Genomic DNA, 18,098 nt, shown 5'->3' on the forward strand with positions numbered 1-18,098 from the left:
GAGCGGCCCACCCCCGCTTCACGTCGCCCGATTGGCAGCATCTCCGGCCGAAATAGAGCAAAGTGAGCGACTTGAACGGGGTCAGACGCGGGTGACCCGGGAACGGACGCGCTGCACGATCCAGCACACGACGTAGATCGTGAACGACAGGGTCGTGATGTAGGGGCTCACCGGGAGGGTTCCGGCGAGAGCGAGCAGGATCCCGCCGACGGCCGAGACGAACCCGAACAACGCCGCCAGCACCGGCACCGCGACAGGACCCGCCGTGATCCGCATGGCCGCGGCAGCCGGCGTCACCAGCAGCGCCATCACGAGCAGCGCGCCGATGATGTGCACGCTCACCGCGACGATGAGCCCCAGCAGCACCATGAACAGCAGGCTCACGGTGCGGGTGGGCACCCCGCGGGCGGCCGCCGACTCCGGGTCGAGCGAGTCGAAGCGCAGCGGATTCCACATCACGAGCAGGCCGAGCAGCACCACGAGGCTGATGCCGATGAGCCAGCCGAGGTCGGGGCTCGAGACCGACACGATCTGCCCCGTGAGGAGGCTGAACCGGTTGGCACTCCGGCCGTCGTACAGCGACAGGAACAGGATGCCGAGACCGAGCCCGAACGGCATGAGCACGCCGACGATCGAATTGCGGTCCCTGGCCTTGGCGCCGAGGACCCCGATGAGGATCGCCGCCACGAGGGCTCCGCCGAGGGAGCCGAGCACCACGCTGCCGCCGAACAGCAGCGCCGCCGCCGCCCCCGCGAAGGAGAGCTCGCTCACCCCGTGCACCGCGAAGGCGAGATCGCGCTGCATGACGAAGACCCCGATGAGGCCGCCGACGAGGCCGAGCACGGCACCCGCGATGATCGAGTTCGAGAGCAGGGCGACGAGCTCGCCGTAGTCCTGGAACGAGAAGATGTCGTCCCAGCCGACCATCGGGACGAGGGCGGACGCGGCGATCATGCGGCGCCCCCATGCTCGTGGTCGTGGTCGTGGTGCGGCTCCGCATCGGGGACGCCGACGACGACGAGCCGGTCGCCGGCGCGGAGCACGAACACCGGGGTGCCGTAGAGGTCCGTCAGCACGCGGGTCTGCAGAACCTCCTCCGGGGTCCCGAGGAGGAACCGGCCCCCGGCGATGTAGAGGATGCGGTCGACGCGGTTCAGGATCGGGTTGACGTCGTGCGTGACGAAGAGCACGGCGGCCCCGCGCTCCCGACGCTGCCGGTCGATGATGTCGGTGACGGCGACCTGGTTGGCGAGGTCGAGGTTCGACAGCGGCTCGTCGCAGAGGAGCAGTGCGGGCTCGTCGGCCAGCGCCTGTCCGACCCGGAGACGCTGCTGCTCCCCGCCGGAGAGCAGGCCCACCCGGCGGTCCGCGTACGAGGTCGCCCCGACCGCGGCCAGCAGCGCGTCGACCTTCGCCCGGTCGCCGCGGTGCGGGACCGGGAAGCCGAAACGGCTGCCCTGCACGCCGAGGGCGACGAGATCACGGGCTCGCATGCTCGTGTCCGGGGCGAGCGAGCGCTGCTGCGGGATGTACCCGATGCGGGCGTTGCCACGGTGCACCGGCTCGCCGGCCACGCGGATGCTGCCGCGCGAGAGGGGCTGGAGTCCCAGGATGCTGCGGAGGAGCGTCGTCTTCCCGGAGCCCGACGGGCCGAGCACGGCGATGAACTCCCCGGGCTGCACCGTGAGGTCGAGCCCCGACCAGAGCTCGCGGTCGCCCCGCTGCAGGGCGCCGTCCGCGATCTCGAGGACCGGACCGCGGACCTCGGCGGGTCCCTGAGCGTGCCGAACGGCTCCGCTCACGACTGGACGGCGGCGGCGAGGCTCTGGATCGCGTCACTCATCCACTCAGAGTACGACGATCCGTCCTCGAGCAGCTCCGTGAACGCGACCATGGGCACGCCCGCGTCCTCCGCGGCCTTCTCCACGCGCTCCGTCTCCGCGCCCCCGGTCTGAGCGTTGGTGAGCACGGCGGTCACATCGCCGGCGCCCACGACCTGGAGCGCCTCGAGCAGCACGGCGGGCGCGACGTCGCTGCCCTCTTCCACGGACTCCGCGAAGCCGTCCGGGGTGACGTCCGTGAGCCCGGCGGCGGTGGCCAGGTAGCCGGGCAGCGGCTCGGTCAGGAACACTGTCGCACCGCCGGCATCCGCCTTGATCGCCTCGAGGTCGCCCTCGAAGCCCTCCAGCTCCGCGACGAGCTCGTCCGCGTTCGCGCGGAACGTGTCGGCGCCGTCGGGGTCGATCTCGGTGAGCTCGTCGGCGATCGCCTCGACGACGTGGATCATCGTGTGCGGGTCGAACCAGACGTGCTCGTTGAAGCCCTCGATGTGATCGTGGCCGGCGTGGTCCTCCCCCTCGGCCTCGTGATCGTGCGCCTCGTCCGTCGCGGACTCGTCGTCGGCGTGATCGTGGTCCTCGCCCTCCTCGTGACCCTCGTTGCCCGGGTAGTCGTGCGAGAACTCCACGGCCGTGACGACGTGCGGGTCCTGCGCATCCTGCAGGAGGCTGTCGATGAACGCGTCGTAGCCGCCGCCGTTCTCCACCACGAGGTCGGCCTTCTGCAGCGTGAGGCGGTCGCGAGCGCTCGCCTCGTAGGAGTGCGGGTCCTGGGTGACCGAGTCGATGATCGAGGTGACGTCGACCCGGTCGCCGCCGACCTGCGCGGCGATGTCGCCGTAGACGTTCGTGCTCGCGACGACCGCCACCGTGCCGTCGTCCTCCGCCGCGCCGGAGGTCGACGAGCATCCGGCCAGCGTGAGGGCGGCGACCGAGGCGAGCGTGAGGGCGAGGACGGGCTTCTTCATGATTCCTACTCTAATCGCTAATGAGAACCATTATCAAACCGGCGTCCTCGCCCCCGACTGCCCGGTCAGCGCGCCAGCGCCCCCGGGGCGATCCACGCCGTGGCCTCGCCCGGCAGCACGGAGCCGTCGAGGGCCACGGTCGACAGCACGGCGTCGTCGGCCGCAGCGCCGAGCTCGAACGGCGCGGTGCCGAAGTTCGTCACGACCTCCCAGCCGTTCGGGCGCCGGAACCGGAGCACGTCCTCCCGGCCCGTGTCGACCCACTCGAGCGTCTCCCCGGTCTGCAGCACTCGCCGCAGCCGCAGGGCCTCGCGGTACAGGTTGAGGGTCGAGCCGGGGTCGGCGTCCTCCACCTCGACCGCATGCTCCGCGAACCAGCCGGGCTGCGGCAGGTGCGCGCCGGCCGCGCCGAAGCCGTACGAGCTGCCCGACGCCGTCCACGGCAGCGGCACGCGGCAGCCGTCGCGGCCGAGCCCGTCGAAGTCCGCACCACGGAAGAACCCGGGGTCCTGCCGCTGGTCGGGCGCGATGTCGGCGACCTCGTGCAGGCCCAGCTCCTCGCCCTGGTAGAGGTAGGCGCTGCCGGGCAGCCCGAGCAGCAGCAGCGTCGCGGCGTGCGCCCGGCGCAGGCCGCCCTCGCGGTCGAGACCCTCCTCCGGGCCGCCGGCGCGCACCCACTCGGTGCCCTGCTTGACCGCGCGGCCGCGCAGCGGCGGCAGGCCGTAGCGGGTGGCATGCCGCGTCACATCGTGGTTCGAGAGCACCCAGGTGGTCGACGAGCCGGCGGCCTGCGCCTGGGCGAGGTTGTCGGCGATGATGCGCTGGAAGTCGGCCGCGTCGAAGTCGGCGACGAGCAGGTCGAAGTTGAACGCCTGTCCGAGCCCCTCCGCGGAGGCGTACTTCGCGCGGCGCTCGGGGGTCTCCACCCACGCCTCGGCGACCGCGGTGCGCGGCGGGTCGTACTCGTTGAAGACCGCGCGCCACTGCGCGTAGATCTCGTGCACGTCGTCGCGGTCGATCATCGGGTGCGTGCCCGAGGTGCGGTCCATCGCGTCGAGCTCGGCGCGCGACGGCAGCGGCTCGGTGAGGTCCTTGGTCAGCATGTGGGCCACATCGATGCGGAACCCGTCCACGCCGCGGTCGGACCAGAAGCGGAGCGTCGTCAGGAAGTCCTCGCGCACCTCGGGGTGGTCCCAGTTCAGGTCGGGCTGCTCGACGGCGAAGTTGTGCAGGTACCACTGGCCGTCCGCGACACGCTCCCAGGCGCTGCCGCCGAAGACCGAGACCCAGTCGGTGGGCGGCTCTGCGCCGTCGGGGCCGGTGCCCTCACGGAAGATGTAGCGCTCTCTGGCGGCCGAACCACGGCCTGCGGCGAGCGCCTCCTGGAACCAGGCGTGCTGGTCGGAGGTGTGGTTGGGGACGATGTCGACGACGACGCGGATGCCCCGCGCGTGCAGCGCCTCGACCATGGCGTCGAAGTCGTCGAGGGTGCCGAGACGCGGGTCGACGTTCCGGTAGTCCGCCACGTCGTACCCGCCGTCGGCGAGTTCCGACGGGTAGAACGGGCTCAGCCACACCGCGTCGATGCCGAGCTCAGCGAGGTAGTCGGCGCGCGACACGATGCCGGGGATGTCGCCGAGGCCGTCGCCGTCGGCGTCCGCGAAGCTCCGCGGATAGATCTGGTACACGGCGGCCTGACGCCACCAGGTCGCGGTCTTGTCGTCTTCGCGGGTCGCGGTGAGCAGCGAATCGGTCATGAGGAAGAGGCTCTCCTTGTTTCTTGCGGGGGTCGGGTCAGCCCTTGACGGCACCCTGCGTGACACCCTCCATCACCCAGCGCTGAGTGAAGAGATAGGCGACGATCGCGGGGGCCATGGCCATCAGGTACGAGGCGAAGGCGACGTTGTAGTTGTTGCTGAACTGGTTCTGGAAGAGGTTCTGCCGCACCGGCAGCGTCTGCAGCGCGGGGTCGGAGATGATCAGCGACGGCATCATGAAGTCGTTCCAGGCGTAGAGGAAGGCGAAGATGCCGACCGTGGCGCTCATCGGCGCGAGCAGCGGGAAGATGAGTCGCCAGAACGTCTGCCAGGTCGTGGCGCCGTCGATCCGCGCGCTCTCCTCAAGCTCGATGGGGATCGAGCGCAGGAAAGCCGTGAACAGCAGCACGCTGAAGCTGAGCTGGAACATGGTGGCGAGGATGATCACGCCGAACGGGTTGTCGAGGCCGACGCGTCCGGTGAGCTGGATCTGCGGAAGCGCCACGACGGGGAACGGGATGAACATCGCCGCGAGCAGGTAGAAGAACGAGTAGCGGAATAGCCGGCGGTCCCAATTACGCACGATCGCGTACGACGCGAAGGCCGCGAGGACGATGGTCGCGATGACCGTGCCCGCCGTGACGAGCAGCGAGATCGCGGCCCCCACGGGGAACTTCGTCAGCGTCCACGCCTGCACGAAGCCGTCGATGCTGAACGGCGCCGGCAACGAGAACGCGTTGCCGTCGACTGCCTGCCCGGTGGTCTTGAACGCCATCGAGATCGTCACGTACAGCGGGATGAGGATGGTCGCCGTGCACAGGATCAGGATGATGGTGCCCGACCAGTTGACGCGCTCCATCTTCTGCCGCTTCCGGCGTCCGTCCGCGGGGATGGTGGTGAGGGTCTCCGTCGACATCAGAACGTGTTCCTTCCGCGGGTCAGCGAGAGCTGGAGGACGGAGATGAGCACGGCCACGATGAAGAAGATCGTGGCGTTGGCCATCTGGTAGGCGTAGTCGCCGCCGTTGAAGCCCGCGATGATCGTCATCGCGACGCTGCGGGTGGCGGTGCCGGGACCGCCGTTGGTGAGGCCGACGATGATGTCGTAGGCGTTGAGGAAGCCCTTGAAACCGAGGATCACGTTGATGACGACGTATCCGGCGACGAGGGGGATGGTGATGCGGGTGAGCTGCTGCGTGCGGCTGGCGCCGTCGATGCTCGCCGCCTCGTACACCTCGCCCGGCACCGACAGGAGTCCGGCGATGTAGATGAGGAGCGTGCCGGGGACCGCCTGCCAGGCGGTGACGATCACGATCGCGACCCAGGCGAGATCGGGGTTGGCGAGCAGGCTCGTCTCCAGCCACGGGATGCCGGTGGCCGCGCCCGCCGAGGGGATCGAGTTCGAGAACAGGAAGTTGAAGACGTAGGCGATGATGATGCCCGAGATCACCATCGGGATCACGAAGATCGTCCGCAGCCCCGTCTTGAACCGGATCCGGGACGTGAGGCCGACCGCCAGCAGGAACGCGATGACGTTGACGACGATCACGGTCGCGATCGAGAAGCCGAACGTGAAGAGGTAGCTCTGCAGGATCGCCGGGTCGCTGAACAGCGCGATGTAGTTCGTCAGCCCGTTGAAGCTCCATTCGCCGATGCCGATGGAGTCGGTGAAGCTGAAGAAGATGCCGATCACGCCGGGGACGGTGATCGCGAGCGTGAAGATCACGAGGGTCGGCAGGAGGAACAGGTAGTAGATCGGCTCGACGCGGCGGGTGTGGCGGCGGATCTTCCGCGGCCCGCCGGTGAGGATCGCCGTGGTGCTCGTCCCGGCGTCGGCGCCGGTGGTCGTGGTGGTGCTCATGGCGCGGACTCCTCTGTCTCGCCCGATGCGGAATCCTCGGAGCTCGGGATGGGGGCGCGGAAGGCGATGCGGGCCCAGTCGGCGTCCATGGTGCGGAGGATGGACGACGGGGCGGCGCCGAGGACCATGGCCTGCGCGTAGTTGAAGATCGGGAGGGTCTTCGGGACGAGCACCGAGGGGCCCTGATAGATCCGTCCCTCGTCGTAGTACTCGATCATGCCCTCGATACGAGGGTCGTCCGGCGGCGCCGCGTCGGTCGTCGGGGTGAACCCGAGCTGCGACGCGTTGTACTCCTCGATGTGCTCGGGGAGGTAGAGATACTCCAGGAAGTCGCGCGCCGCCTCCTGGTGCTTTGACTCCTCCGGGATCATGACCGCGAGGTCCATGTTCACGCGGACCGCGAGGTCGTCCGGGTCGTCCGTCATGGGCAGAGGGAAGGTCCCGAGGTCGAGGTCGGGGTCGGTCTTGGCGATCTCGCTGAACGCCCACGGCCCCTGCAGGTACATCGCGGCCTCGCCCTTCGCGAAGGCGAGGTTCCCGTCTCCGTACGCCCGGCTCGCGGCGTCCTCGTTCGTGTACTCGTCAGCGAGCACCATCATCCTGTCCATCGGCTCCGCGAAGTCCTTCTCGAACGAGACCTCGGAGTCCTGACCGACGTCGGTGCCCTCGGCGGCGAGCGCGTCGAAGAACGCCAGCACGTCGAGCGAGCCGCCGACGGCGTAGTCGTACCACCCCTGCCCGACCGTCCAGTCGTCCTTGAAGGTGGCGTAGAACGGGTCGATCCCGGCCTCACGGAGGCTGTCGCTGACGGCGAGAAGCTCGTCCCAGGTCCGCGGCACCTCCAGGCCCTGCTCCGCGAAGATCTGCTTGTTGTAGATGACGGAGGCGGCCATGACCGAGTACGGCAGCGCGCTGGTGCGCCCTGCGCAGGAGCCGTACTGGTCCATGAGCGGCTGCAGGTCGTCGCGGATCCCGCCGGCGGCCTCCGTGTCGGAGAGGTCGGTGAGCGCGCAGCGCTGCACGAAGCGGGCGACCTCGTAGTTGTAATTGGCGAGCATGATGTCGGGCGGATTGCCCCGGACGAAGCTCGCGGAGACGACGTCGACGCCGGACGTGTCGATCTCCACCCGCACGTCGTCCTGCGACGCGTTGTACTCCGCGACGAGCTCCGTCATGAACGGGATCGCCTCGCGCTTGCTGAACGTGAAGCGGATGGTCTCCGCTCCCCCGCCCGCGGCGCAGCTGGTGAGCGCGGCGCCGGTCAGCACGAGGCCGAGCGCTCCGGCGGTCCAGCGCACCGCCCGTGATCGTGTGGCAGACACCATCGTCCTTTCGTAGATCCGCGGAGTAAATCTAGTGAGCGAATTTAGTCCGTCTAGAGGTACTGTCTCATCTGGGCGACAGAAAGGTCAAGGGGAGTGACAGAGGTCTCGACGGGACTCGGCACCGGCCGCGCGAGCGTGAGCGCGGTGCTCGACTTCGCCTGGACGGCGGGCGAGTTCACCGCGACCGAGGCCATGGCCGGGACCTCGTTGACGCGCTCCACCACCATCGACGCGATCGACACGCTCGTCACCGCGGAGGTGCTGCGTGAGCTGCCGAACGCCCGCGCCATCGGCGACTACCGCTCCGGACGCCCGGCGCGCCGCTTCGCCCTCGCGGCGGACCTCGGCGTGGTGATGGGGATCGACGCCGGCGACACGCACCTCGCGGTGACCGTCGCGGATCTGCTCGATCGCACGCTCGTGCATCATCGCGTGGAGGTCGACCCCGCGCAGAGCGCCGACGACCGTCGGGCGACGATCCTGCAGCACCTCGCCGCCGCGCGCGACGAGGCCGGGGTGCCAGCGGAGCGCGTGCTCGCGGTGTGCGCCGGCGTCGCCGCCCCCGTGAACCGCGACGGCATCTCGCCCCCGCACCCCGACGGCTTCTGGGAGCGCACGAACCCCGGCCTCGCGGAGGCTCTGCGCGACTGGGCCCCGGTGGTCGAGGTCAAGAACGACGCCCAGCTCGCCGCGATCGCCGAGGGGACGCTCGGAGTCGCCGTCGACTGCCGCGACTACGTGGCCCTGCTCGCCAGCGAGCGCTTCGGCGGGGGCGTCGTCGTCGACGGGCATGTGCTGCACGGCGCCCACGGTGGCGTCGGCGAGGGCGTGGTGTTCGATCACATCATCGGCGTCGGCTCGGCGGTGGGGCTTCGGTATGCGCTGGAGGAGCAGGCCCGGAGCGCCGTCGAGGACGGAGATGCTGCCGCGGACGGAACCCTCGGCCGGTTCGTGGCGGACGGGCCGATCGATCCCCGGCTGGTGCTGACGCTCGCGGCCTCCGGAGACGTCGACGCCCTCCGGGTCGCCGAGCGTGTGGGCGCCACTCTCGCCCGGGTCGTCGGCGTGCTCGGCAGCATGTACGACCCCGCCCGCGTGATCATCTGCGGTGCCGTGGCGGAGAGCATCGAACCCGTGCTGGCCGCCGCCCGCCGGATCCTCCCGGACGAGCTGCACCTGCCCGCACCCGAGATCCTCGCCTCGACCCTCGGCGCGGAGGTCGTGTCGGCCGGCGCGATCGCGACCGCCCGGAAGGCTGCCCGGGAACGTGCCGTTCCCCGCCTCGCGGAACAGCGTCTCACCGCCTGATCCCCTCTCCCTCCCTTCCCTCGCGAGAACAGGCAAGCGCGCGAGTTCAGGCCCCTCCACCCCTGGCTGCCTGTTCCCGCGCGAACGCCTGTGTCGCGGTCGCCCGGACGGGCTGGTCGCGGTCAGGACAGTGTCGGCGGAATACCGAAGAGGCTGTGGAAGGCGGCCGAGCCGGCGGGAGAGATCGTCACGGCGCGCGAGGTCTGCTGAGCATGGATCCAGCCCCGGTCGCGTGAGGCGCGGAGGAGGACGGCACCGAGGTGACCCGAGAGATGCGAGCGCCGTTCGGTCCAGTCGAGGCAGCTCCGCACAAGAGGACGACGAGACGACGGCACCAACGCGTCCGGCCCCGCGATGCTCTCGAACAGGTCGCGCCCCGTCGCGGTCACCGCGAGGTCCGGCGTGAGGTGCCCCCGCTCGACGAGCGCGTCGAAGAGGGCGACCCCCAGGCGACCGGCGAGGTGGTCGTAGCAGGTGCGGGCCAGGGCCATGCCGTCTCGCGCCGTCGCTGAACGAAGGCTCGAGACGGGAGCCGCCTTCCCGGCGTATGCAGTCGCGGCCTCGATGATGTGCGCGGCGTCGGGAGACGCGAGAGTGACGTAGGAGTGCCGCCCCTGTCGGCGGAGTGCGACGAGCCGGACGTCGAGGAGCGTCGTCAGGTGCTCCGACGCCGTCGACCTCGACACCCCGGCGGCACGCGCGAGCTCGCCGGACGTCCATGCCCGGCCGTCGAGGAGCGCCAGACACATCTGCACCCGCGTCGGGCTGCTGAGCGCGTGTCCCAGCTGGGACACGGACGAGGGATCGACGATCACGCCACGACGGGGTCGTCGAGGAGCGGCGCGCGGAAGTTGGAGCCGACCCGAGGCCCCTGGGCGAAGTAGTGGCGGAAGGCGTAGGAGAGAGGGTCCCACTTGTCCGTGTCGATGCGGTCCGGTCCGTGCGCCTTCAGGATGTCCTCGTGCACGTGGACCTGCAGGACCTCCGCTTCGACCGCCAGTGCGTCGCCGCCGTCGATCGGGATGATCTGCGCCACGCGCGCTTCGATCTGCACCGGACATTCTGCGATCCGGAACGGGATGACCACGTCCGACGGCATGGGGGTGAAGCCCCCGAGACTCCATTTGTCCGGTTCATGCCGGTAAGCGGGAACCTTCTCGGCGGGAACCGGCGAGCGGCCGGTGGTCGGCGCGATCGCCTCCACGGCGTGCACGAGGTCGGCGGAGGGGAGGTTGATGACGAGGTCCCTGACCCGTTCGATATTCGCGGCCGCCTGCCCTTCGGCACCTAGCCCGAGCATGTACCGCGTCCCCAGCGCCCATGCGGACGAGATCGGGCTGATGTTCGAAGACCCGTCCGGGTTGACCGTGGTGATCAGCGCGACGGGAGTCCCGAAGTACAACACCGGCAGGTCGACGCTCCGCGTGGTTCTCATCCGTCCATTCTCGCCACCCGATCGTTCGGGCCGCGCCGAAGTGTGGACTCCCTCAGTCCACCAGGAGCGCGGGCTCCTCGAGGATGGAGGCCACATCGGCGATGAAGCGGCTCATGCCGTCGCCGTCGATCACGCGGTGGTCGAACGAGCCGGCGACCGTGGTCACCCAGCGCGGACGCACCTCGCCGTCGACGACCCAGGGCTTCTGGCTGATCGTGCCCATGGCGACGATGCCGGCCTCGCCCGGGTTGATGATCGGCGTGCCCGCGTCCATCCCGAACACGCCGATGTTCGTGATGGTGATCGTCCCGTTCTGCTGGTCGGCCGGCGGGGTCTTGCCCTCGCGCGCCGTGAGCGTGAGCCGGTTCAGGGCGCGGGCGAGGTCCTTCATGCTGAGGTCCTGCGCGTCCTTGATGTTCGGCACGAGCAGGCCGCGGGGCGTGGCGGCGGCGATGCCGAGGTTCACATAGTGGCGCACGGCGATCTCGGCCCCGGCTTCGGTGTCGATCCAGGCCGCGTTGACCATCGGCGTCCGGCGCACCGCCCAGATCACCGCGCGGGCCATGATGAGCAGCGGCGAGACCTTGATGTCGGCGTAGTCGGGCGAGGCCTTGAGGCGCTTGACGAGCTCCATCGTGCGGGTGGCGTCGATCTCCTTCCACACCGTCACGTGCGGGGCGGAGTACGCGCTCTGCACCATCGCCGACGACGTCGCCTTGCGCACGCCCTTCACGGGGATGGACTCGGTGCGGTCGTCCCCCGCCGCCGATGGGCGCACGGGCGCGAGGCCACGCGCCAGGCCGGACGGGGCCTGCGGCGCCGGCACCGTCTCCTCCCGCACGCTCCCCCACTCCGGGGTCTCGATGTTGCGGAAGACGCTGGCCTGGGACGCGTGCTTCATCACGTCGTCGCGGGTGACCTCGCCGTCGGCGCCCGTGGGCGTCACGCTCGTGAGGTCGACGCCGAGGTCACGGGCGAGCTTGCGGATCGGCGGCTTCGCGATCACGCCGACCGACGACCGGACGGGGCGCTCGGCCGGGCGCTTCCGCCGCGAGGTCGCACCGCTCCCGGAGCCGTAGCCGACGAGGACCGACCCGCCGCCCTCCTCGGGCGCGGGCGCCTCCGCCGTCGCGACGGTGCCGGGTGCGACCGAACCGGTCCCCGAGCCGGCCGCGGGGTCGGTCACGAAGGTGATGATCGGCGTGCCGACCTCGACCGTCGCCCCCTCATTGACGAGCAGCTCGCCGACCACGCCCGCGTGCGGGGAGGGCAGCTCGACCAGGGACTTCGCGGTCTCGATCTCGCAGATGACGTCGTTGATGGCGACCCGGTCGCCCGGGGCCACCTTCCACGCGACGATCTCGGCCTCGGTCAGCCCTTCGCCGACGTCCGGAAGGGGGAAGTTCTGCGTGCTCATGCGGAGTCCTTTCGTGGGCCGCGTTCACAACTCAGGAGACTCGAACCGGTGCGCGCCCCTGCGCCCGCGCTGGACGGGTGAAGGGGGCGGTTGTCCTGAGTTGTGAACATGGAACGTCGGTGTCAGTAGGCCAGGGAGCGGTCGACGGCTTCGAGGATGCGGTCGGCATCCGGCAGGTAGGCGCCCTCGAGCTTCGCGGGCGGGAACGGGGTGTCGTAACCCGAGACCCGCAGCACGGGAGCCTCGAGGGCATAGAACGCCCGCTCCATCACGGTCGCGGCGATCTCGCTGCCGAGGCTCGTGAATCCCGGAGCCTCCTGCGCGTAGACCATGCGTCCGGTCTTGCGCACCGACCCGAGGATCGGCTCGTAGTCCACCGGGGACAGCGACCGCACGTCGACGACCTCGCAGCTCGTGCCCTCGGCTTCGGCGAGCGCAGCGGCCTGCAGCAGCGTCGTGACCATGGCGCCGTGTCCGACGAGCGTCACGTCGGTCCCGGTCCGCACCACCCGCGAGGAGTGCAGCGGGACGGCGGGCGCGTCGAGCTCGACCTCGCCCTTCGGCCAGTACCGGCTCTTCGGCTCCAGGAAGATCACCGGGTCGTCCGACGCGATGGCCTCCTGGATCATCCAGTAGGCGTCGTTCGCGGTGGACGGCGACACCACGCGCAGACCGGGGGTGTGCGTGAAGTACGCCTCCGGGCTCTCCTGGTGGTGCTCGACCGCGCCGATGTGCCCGCCGTACGGGATGCGGATCACGACGGGCAGCCGCAGCGACCCCTCGTGCCGGTTGGTGAGCTTGGCGAGCTGGGTGGTGATCTGGTCGAACGCGGGGAAGACGAAGCCGTCGAACTGGATCTCGACGACGGGACGGAACCCGGCCATCGCGAGGCCGATCGCGGTTCCCACGAGGGCCGACTCCGCGAGCGGGGTGTCCAGCACGCGCTGCTCCCCGAAGTCGCGCTGGAGGTGCTCGGTGATGCGGAAGACGCCGCCGAGCTTGCCGATGTCCTCGCCCATGAGGAGCACCTTGGGGTCGTCCTCCATCGCCTTGCGCATTCCGGCGTTCAGCGCCTTGCCCAGCGGCATGGTCTCCCGGGTCACTGGCCCTCTCCTTCGAACGACGCCTCGTAGCGGGCGCGCCACGCTTTCTGCTCCTCGATCAGCGGATGCGGCTCGCTGTACACGTGGTCGAACATGAGGTCGGCGCGGGGCGGGCCGAGCTGCACGGTGCGGGCGCGGAGGTCTTCCGCGGCATCGGCGGCCTCGGCGTCGACCTCGGCGAAGAAGCCCTCCTCGGCACCGCGGTTCTCCAGGAAGGCGCGCATGCGGACGATCGGGTCACGCCCGGCCCACGCGAGCTCCTCGTCGTCGCCGCGGTACTTCGTGGGATCGTCGCTGGTCGTGTGCGCGCCGAGCCGGTAGGTCACGGCCTCGATGGCACGGGGTCCGCTGCCGGCGCGCGCCTCGTCGAGGGCCACGCGGGACACCGCGTAGCTGGCGAGTACGTCGTTGCCGTCCACGCGGACGCTCGGGATGCCGTACCCTGCGCTGCGCTGCACGAGCGGCACCCGGGACTGCGTGGTGACGGGGACCGAGATCGCCCAGTGGTTGTTCTGCAGGAAGAAGAGCGTCGGGGCCTGGTAGCTGGCCGCGAACACCATGGCCTCGTGCACGTCGCCCTGGCTGGAGGCGCCGTCGCCGTAGTAGACGACGACCGCCTCGTCGCGCTCGGGGTCGCCGGTGCCGGTGCGGCCGTCGAACGTGAGGCCCATCGCATAGCCGGCGGCGTGCAGCACCTGGGAGCCGAGGACGAGCGTGTAGAGCCGGGTGTTGCCGTTCTTCGGGTCGGTCGGATCCCAGCCGCCGTGGGAGACGCCGCGCATGAGCTTGATGATGTCCAACGGATCCACGCCGCGGATCCGGGTGACCGCGTGCTCGCGGTACGAGGGGAAGATCGTGTCCTGCACGCGCGCCGCCCGACCGGAGCCGACCTGCGCCGCCTCCTGTCCGCGGCTCGGCGGCCACAGGGCGAGCTGGCCCTGGCGCTGCAGGTTGGTGGCCTGGGTGTCGATCGCGCGGATGCCCACCATGTCGCGGTAGAACTGCGCGAGCTCGTCGTCGGGGATGGCCTCGATGAGCGGCAGGTACTGCTCCGCGGCCGGCGTCGGGGCGACCTTTCCGGTCTCGTCCAGAACGCGCACGAGGGGGGTCTCAGAGGTGCTCACGGCCCCCACGCTACCCGCGTCGGCATGCCGGGTCACGCATACCTAGGACGCCCTCGTATCTCCCCGGAACCCCGAGATTCCGCGGTTCGCAGGGCGGTGCCGCGCTCAGCGGAGGGTCGCCGCGACCTCGAGCACGCGGGCGACGGCCGCCTCCTCGCCGACGGAGATCCGGATGCCGTCGCCGGAGAACGGACGCACGATCAGGTCGGCGTCGATGAACGCCGCTGCGACCTCGTCGGTGCGCGCGCCGGTCGGCAGCCAGACGAAGTTGCCCTGGGCGTCCGGCACCTCCCAGCCCTGCGCGCGGAGCCCCTCGACGAGACGGGCGCGGCGTTCGACGATCACGGCGACGCGCTCCAGGAGCTCGGCTTCGGCGTCGAGGCTCGCGATGGCGGCGTTCTCGGCGGCGGACGTGACAGACAGCGGGATGCCGGTCGTCCGTGCCGCGTCGAGCACCTTCTCGTGGCCGACCGCATAGCCGACCCGGAGCCCGGCCAGACCGTAGGCCTTGGAGAACGTGCGGAGGACGACCACGTTCGGGTGCGCCTCGAAGACGCGCTCGGCCAGGCCGTCGACGGCATCGGGGGCGGTGACGAACTCGGCGTAGGCCTCGTCGAGGATGATGAGCACGTCGGACGGCACGCGGTCCACGAACGCCGCGAACTCGGCAGACGTGACGATGGGTCCGGTCGGGTTGTTCGGCGTGCAGACGATGATCGCGCGTGTGCGGTCGGTCACGGCGTCGGCCATCGCGTCGAGGTCGTGGCGGGAGTCGGCCGTCAGCGGCACCTGCACCCCGGTCGCGCCCGCGACCAGCGGCAGGCTCGGGTACGCCTCGAACGACCGCCAGGCGTAGACGACCTCGTCGCCGACCGAGGCAGTGGCGAGGACGAGCTGATGCAGGATCGCGACACTGCCGGAGGCGACATGGACCTGCTCGGGCTCGACCCCGTAGCGGGCCCCGAGCCGCGCACGCAGGCGGCCGGCGGTGGCATCGGGATACCGGTTCATCGGCGTCGTGTGCTGCAGCGCGTCGAGGACCGAGGGCAGCGGATCGAACGGGTTCTCGTTGCTGGAGAGCTTGAAGGCCTCGGGACCGGCCTGCTTGCCCTGTCGATACGGCGCGAGGGAGGCGATGGCGGGACGGATGCGGGGCAGGGTCGGCTCGGTCACGCGTCGAGTCTAGGACGTGCGGCCGGCCACCCTTTCGAGGCCGAAGGTGCGGTGATACCATTCTGGTATGGCTATGACGGTGCGACTCCCTGAGGAACTCGACGCGCGGCTCGAAGACATCGCACGAGCCCGGCACGTCTCCAAGCACGCCGTGATCATCGAGGCGGCCACCCGGTTCGCGAACAGCGAGTCCAAGACGGATCGAGTTCTGGCGCTCGCGGACGAGGTGACCGAACGCTACGGCGACGCCATCACGCGCCTCGAAGACGCCTGATCGATGGCCACCGAGTACATCGAGCCCGAGCAGGCCCTCGCGCTGATCGCGAAGCTCGGCCTGCATGTGCGCGACGAGGGGCTGCTCTTCTCCGCTCTGGCGCGACCCGCCGCCGGCATGTTCGGCGTCGATGCGTATGCGGCGTTCGCGGAGAAGGCGGCGGCCCTGATGAGCTCCGTCGCCCAGAATCACGCACTGTTCGACGGGAACAAGCGCACAGCGCTCTATCTCACCTTCATCTTCATCCGGCTGAACGGCTACGACATCACCTTCACGAACGACGAAGCCTTCGAGTTCGTCATCGATGTCGCGCAGAGCCGGATGGATCTCGGGGAGATCGCCAAGGTTCTCGCCGCCCACATCCGTCCCGTGGACGACCGCGGCTGACACCGCGGGCCCCGCGTGGGAGACTGAACGCATCATGCGCTTCATCATCCGGGTCGTCGTCAACGCGTTCGCCATCTGGGTCGTCACGCTCATCCCCGTGCTCCAGGTCACGGTGCGCGCCTTCCCGCCGGGCGAGACGCTGCAGCTCGTCCTGACGCTCCTCGCGGTCGGCGCCCTCTTCGCGCTGGTGAACACCATCATCGGCACGATCGTGAAGATCGTCGCCTTCCCGCTGTACATCCTCACGTTCGGCCTCATCGGCTTCCTCATCAACGGCTTCCTGCTCTGGCTGACCGCGTGGATCACCAGCAGCTTCGGGTGGGGTCTGTCGGTCGAGTCGTTCTGGTGGGGCGTGCTCGCCGCGCTGATCATCTCGATCATCAACGGCATCTTCGGCTTCATCCTGCGTCCGCAGAACAAGCGCTCCCGCCGCGACTGACCCGTCTGCGCAGGGCGCGTACGGCTCACGGATCGGGGAGCACCCGCTCCGCGCGGTACTCGGTGCGTTCGACGGTGACGGCGCGGTCGAGGTCGGCCCAGTAGGCGTCGAGAGCCACCGCCCGCGGGTCGGCGGAGGCGTCCACCATCGCCGCGGTATCGATGTAGTTCTCCAGGGAGTGGGTCTCGAGCGCGAGGTCCTGGCGACCGGCATCCGGATCGCCCACCCGGCTCGCGGTGAAGCTGTCGGCGGACCCCGTGCCCTCCCTCGCCCCTCCTGCGGCGAGCGCGGACACCGCGTCGTCGGTGTGCCGGAGCTGCACGAGCGTCTGGTCGGCGGGCAGCGTCGGCTCGACCGGGCTCCCGGCGGTGATCTGGGTCGTCACCGTGAACGCGCTCTCCATCGACAGGTGCGCCGCGATCATGCCACCCTGCGAGTGGGCGACGACGTCCACCCGATCCCCGGGTCTCGCGCCCGCCGCGGCCAGCGCGTCGAGGGTCGCCTGATACGACGCGGACCGGCCCCCGGTGTAGAGCTCGATGTTCGACTTCATGTCCCAGGCCTCGACACCCCCGCCCTCCCGGAGGGACATCGAGCGGCTGCCCGAGACGTAGGCGACGTAGCGCGGGGACTCGCTCGGAACCGTGTACTTCTCGATCGCCACCTGCGCCCCGGAAGCGGAGGGCAGGCGCCCGAAGGCGCTGGCCAGTCCGTTCGGAGCCCCGGCCGGACGGGAGCGCGAGGTGACCGATACCCGCACCGGATCCGCCGTCGCGCCGAGTGCCATCCCTGGTCGCACCCGTCCCAGCCCCGACGTCACGCCGACGACAGCGCCGCCCAGGAACACCGGCGGAAGCAGTCCCCCGGCGTCGAACTGGTCGCCCAAGCCACGGAAGCGTCGGTCGTCCGCCATCCGCTCCCGCGCGTCGGCCAGCGCGGCCAGACGCTCGTCGCCGGCGAGGAGCAGCCGCAGGCGCCCCTCCACCGCAGCGGCCGCAACCGTATCCGTCCGCGCCAGCGCCTCCGCCTGCGCCCGCAGCTCGACCACCTCGTAGACCTCGGCCATGAGGTCGAGATCGGCGGCCGTCTGCTGGACACGCGCCGCGAGCGCCTCCAGCGCCGTCACTGCGGACCGCAGGGACCACGCCGCCGAGGCGAGCGCAGTCCATGCGGCGGAGCCGAGCAGCGCCTCGACACGCCCCACCGCGTCCTGCACCTCCGCGCACACCGGCTCGGCGGCCCGCACGCGCACCGCGACCTCGCGGAGCTGCGCCGTGTCCACCGCGATCGCGCCGCCGTGGTCGATGTCGAGCCCGCTCATGCACCCTCGACCTCCCCGCGGCACGCCTGCAACGTCCGGTGCACCGTCGCCGTGTCGTCCGACAGCCGCCAGAGGGCCCACCGCAGCGCCTCGACGCCGTCGGACTCCCAGGCACACGCGTCACGCAGCGCCGTCAGCGTGGAAGCGAGATCGTCGAGCCCCGCGATGGCGGCGTCCAGCTCGGACAGCACTCCGGCCCGCAGCGCAGGATCGACGCCGGGAGAGAGCGCGGTGAGGGCGAAGGACGACATGGACCCAGCCTTCCGCCGGGCCGCGTCCGTTGCGGCCAGGGCCCCTCGTGCGGCCACGACCAGTGGAGAGCCGGTTCTCCCCCAGGACCGTGCAGGAGGGTCGAGCCGCCCCGCGATC

At 70.4% G+C, this 18,098-nt stretch carries 19 protein-coding genes; 4 read left to right on the plus strand and 15 right to left on the minus strand.

Annotated elements, in window-relative coordinates:
- Window positions 1-81: 81 nt before the first annotated feature.
- The 7 genes from DW296_RS11225 to DW296_RS11255 all read right to left on the minus strand — a co-directional run bounded on the left by DW296_RS11225 (window position 82) and on the right by DW296_RS11255 (window position 7,748).
- Window positions 82-954 (minus strand): metal ABC transporter permease, encoded by an 873-nt coding sequence (locus tag DW296_RS11225; protein ID WP_446724140.1) that lies wholly within the window; start codon window positions 952-954, stop codon window positions 82-84.
- Complete coding sequence (locus DW296_RS11230) at window positions 951-1,802, minus strand: metal ABC transporter ATP-binding protein (protein ID WP_446724141.1); 852 nt, start codon at window positions 1,800-1,802, stop codon at window positions 951-953. Before DW296_RS11230 ends, DW296_RS11225 begins: the two co-directional genes overlap by 4 nt.
- On the minus strand, window positions 1,799-2,806 hold the full coding sequence (locus DW296_RS11235; protein ID WP_136052300.1) for a metal ABC transporter substrate-binding protein: 1,008 nt from the start codon (window positions 2,804-2,806) through the stop codon (window positions 1,799-1,801). The genes DW296_RS11230 and DW296_RS11235 overlap by 4 nt, the downstream gene beginning before the upstream one ends.
- Window positions 2,807-2,871: 65 nt before the next feature.
- On the minus strand, window positions 2,872-4,563 hold the full coding sequence (locus DW296_RS11240) for a glycoside hydrolase family 13 protein (protein WP_136052301.1): 1,692 nt from the start codon (window positions 4,561-4,563) through the stop codon (window positions 2,872-2,874).
- A gap of 37 nt (window positions 4,564-4,600) precedes the next feature.
- A complete protein-coding gene (locus tag DW296_RS11245) occupies window positions 4,601-5,479 on the minus strand; it encodes a carbohydrate ABC transporter permease (RefSeq protein WP_085605188.1) in 879 nt (292 codons plus the stop codon).
- Window positions 5,479-6,423 carry a carbohydrate ABC transporter permease gene (locus tag DW296_RS11250; protein WP_205807950.1) on the minus strand — a complete coding sequence of 315 codons (945 nt, stop codon included), beginning with the start codon at window positions 6,421-6,423 and terminating at the stop codon, window positions 5,479-5,481. Before DW296_RS11250 ends, DW296_RS11245 begins: the two co-directional genes overlap by 1 nt.
- On the minus strand, window positions 6,420-7,748 hold the full coding sequence (locus tag DW296_RS11255; protein WP_205807952.1) for an ABC transporter substrate-binding protein: 1,329 nt from the start codon (window positions 7,746-7,748) through the stop codon (window positions 6,420-6,422). The genes DW296_RS11250 and DW296_RS11255 overlap by 4 nt, the downstream gene beginning before the upstream one ends.
- Window positions 7,749-7,841: 93 nt before the next feature.
- Here DW296_RS11255 and DW296_RS11260 point away from each other — a divergent pair, with 93 nt between their 5' ends.
- A complete protein-coding gene (locus DW296_RS11260; RefSeq protein ID WP_136052302.1) occupies window positions 7,842-9,056 on the plus strand; it encodes an ROK family protein in 1,215 nt (404 codons plus the stop codon).
- A gap of 122 nt (window positions 9,057-9,178) precedes the next feature.
- On the opposite strand, the gene DW296_RS11265 is transcribed toward DW296_RS11260, so the two are convergent.
- From DW296_RS11265 to DW296_RS11290, 6 genes are all read right to left on the minus strand, one after another.
- The gene (locus tag DW296_RS11265; RefSeq protein ID WP_205807954.1) at window positions 9,179-9,850 is read right to left on the minus strand and encodes an ArsR/SmtB family transcription factor; all 672 of its coding nucleotides are present in this window, start codon (window positions 9,848-9,850) and stop codon (window positions 9,179-9,181) included.
- A gap of 17 nt (window positions 9,851-9,867) precedes the next feature.
- Complete coding sequence (locus tag DW296_RS11270; RefSeq protein ID WP_136052303.1) at window positions 9,868-10,491, minus strand: flavin reductase family protein; 624 nt, start codon at window positions 10,489-10,491, stop codon at window positions 9,868-9,870.
- Between the two features lie 52 nt (window positions 10,492-10,543).
- Complete coding sequence (locus DW296_RS11275; protein ID WP_136052304.1) at window positions 10,544-11,908, minus strand: dihydrolipoamide acetyltransferase family protein; 1,365 nt, start codon at window positions 11,906-11,908, stop codon at window positions 10,544-10,546.
- A 122-nt stretch (window positions 11,909-12,030) separates the two neighbouring features.
- A complete protein-coding gene (locus tag DW296_RS11280; RefSeq protein ID WP_029989147.1) occupies window positions 12,031-12,996 on the minus strand; it encodes an alpha-ketoacid dehydrogenase subunit beta in 966 nt (321 codons plus the stop codon).
- 11 nt (window positions 12,997-13,007) lie between these two features.
- Window positions 13,008-14,135, minus strand: coding sequence for a thiamine pyrophosphate-dependent dehydrogenase E1 component subunit alpha (locus tag DW296_RS11285; protein WP_136052305.1), 1,128 nt, complete (start codon window positions 14,133-14,135; stop codon window positions 13,008-13,010).
- A 105-nt stretch (window positions 14,136-14,240) separates the two neighbouring features.
- The gene (locus DW296_RS11290; RefSeq protein WP_062765724.1) at window positions 14,241-15,308 is read right to left on the minus strand and encodes a histidinol-phosphate transaminase; all 1,068 of its coding nucleotides are present in this window, start codon (window positions 15,306-15,308) and stop codon (window positions 14,241-14,243) included.
- 67 nt (window positions 15,309-15,375) lie between these two features.
- On the opposite strand from DW296_RS11290, the gene DW296_RS11295 reads away from it, so the two are divergent.
- From DW296_RS11295 to DW296_RS11305, 3 genes are read left to right on the plus strand one after another with little or no spacing between them, the layout of a single operon-like run.
- Complete coding sequence (locus tag DW296_RS11295; RefSeq protein ID WP_029989149.1) at window positions 15,376-15,582, plus strand: ribbon-helix-helix protein, CopG family; 207 nt, start codon at window positions 15,376-15,378, stop codon at window positions 15,580-15,582.
- Between the two features lie 3 nt (window positions 15,583-15,585).
- Window positions 15,586-15,969 carry a type II toxin-antitoxin system death-on-curing family toxin gene (locus tag DW296_RS11300; RefSeq protein WP_136052306.1) on the plus strand — a complete coding sequence of 128 codons (384 nt, stop codon included), beginning with the start codon at window positions 15,586-15,588 and terminating at the stop codon, window positions 15,967-15,969.
- Window positions 15,970-16,003: 34 nt separating this feature from the next.
- The gene (locus tag DW296_RS11305; RefSeq protein WP_025102751.1) at window positions 16,004-16,408 is read left to right on the plus strand and encodes a phage holin family protein; all 405 of its coding nucleotides are present in this window, start codon (window positions 16,004-16,006) and stop codon (window positions 16,406-16,408) included.
- A gap of 25 nt (window positions 16,409-16,433) precedes the next feature.
- Here the strand turns inward: DW296_RS11305 and DW296_RS11310 are convergent, their stop codons facing one another.
- Both DW296_RS11310 and DW296_RS11315 read right to left on the minus strand, forming a co-directional pair.
- Complete coding sequence (locus tag DW296_RS11310; RefSeq protein ID WP_062765727.1) at window positions 16,434-17,729, minus strand: hypothetical protein; 1,296 nt, start codon at window positions 17,727-17,729, stop codon at window positions 16,434-16,436.
- Window positions 17,726-17,980, minus strand: a complete 255-nt coding sequence (locus DW296_RS11315; RefSeq protein WP_062765730.1) for a hypothetical protein — start codon at window positions 17,978-17,980, stop codon at window positions 17,726-17,728. The genes DW296_RS11310 and DW296_RS11315 overlap by 4 nt, the downstream gene beginning before the upstream one ends.
- Between the last annotated feature and the right edge of the window lie 118 nt (window positions 17,981-18,098).

Source organism: Microbacterium sp. K36, assembly GCF_004794355.1.
GTDB classification, from domain to species: domain Bacteria; phylum Actinomycetota; class Actinomycetes; order Actinomycetales; family Microbacteriaceae; genus Microbacterium; species Microbacterium paraoxydans_D.

Excerpts from the sequence above, each read along its gene's own strand:
- DW296_RS11240 (WP_136052301.1), bottom strand. The coding sequence starts at position 4,563 with ATGACCGATTCGCTGCTCACCGCGACCCGCGAAGACGACAAGACCGCG.
- DW296_RS11250 (WP_205807950.1), bottom strand. The coding sequence starts at position 6,423 with ATGAGCACCACCACGACCACCGGCGCCGACGCCGGGACGAGCACCACG.
- DW296_RS11315 (WP_062765730.1), bottom strand. The coding sequence starts at position 17,980 with ATGTCGTCCTTCGCCCTCACCGCGCTCTCTCCCGGCGTCGATCCTGCG.
- DW296_RS11305 (WP_025102751.1), top strand. The coding sequence starts at position 16,004 with ATGCGCTTCATCATCCGGGTCGTCGTCAACGCGTTCGCCATCTGGGTC.
- DW296_RS11280 (WP_029989147.1), bottom strand. The coding sequence starts at position 12,996 with ATGCCGCTGGGCAAGGCGCTGAACGCCGGAATGCGCAAGGCGATGGAG.
- DW296_RS11270 (WP_136052303.1), bottom strand. The coding sequence starts at position 10,491 with ATGAGAACCACGCGGAGCGTCGACCTGCCGGTGTTGTACTTCGGGACT.
- DW296_RS11295 (WP_029989149.1), top strand. The coding sequence starts at position 15,376 with ATGGCTATGACGGTGCGACTCCCTGAGGAACTCGACGCGCGGCTCGAA.
- DW296_RS11300 (WP_136052306.1), top strand. The coding sequence starts at position 15,586 with ATGGCCACCGAGTACATCGAGCCCGAGCAGGCCCTCGCGCTGATCGCG.
- DW296_RS11225 (WP_446724140.1), bottom strand. The coding sequence starts at position 954 with ATGATCGCCGCGTCCGCCCTCGTCCCGATGGTCGGCTGGGACGACATC.
- DW296_RS11245 (WP_085605188.1), bottom strand. The coding sequence starts at position 5,479 with ATGTCGACGGAGACCCTCACCACCATCCCCGCGGACGGACGCCGGAAG.
- DW296_RS11275 (WP_136052304.1), bottom strand. The coding sequence starts at position 11,908 with ATGAGCACGCAGAACTTCCCCCTTCCGGACGTCGGCGAAGGGCTGACC.
- DW296_RS11310 (WP_062765727.1), bottom strand. The coding sequence starts at position 17,729 with ATGAGCGGGCTCGACATCGACCACGGCGGCGCGATCGCGGTGGACACG.
- DW296_RS11255 (WP_205807952.1), bottom strand. The coding sequence starts at position 7,748 with ATGGTGTCTGCCACACGATCACGGGCGGTGCGCTGGACCGCCGGAGCG.
- DW296_RS11235 (WP_136052300.1), bottom strand. The coding sequence starts at position 2,806 with ATGAAGAAGCCCGTCCTCGCCCTCACGCTCGCCTCGGTCGCCGCCCTC.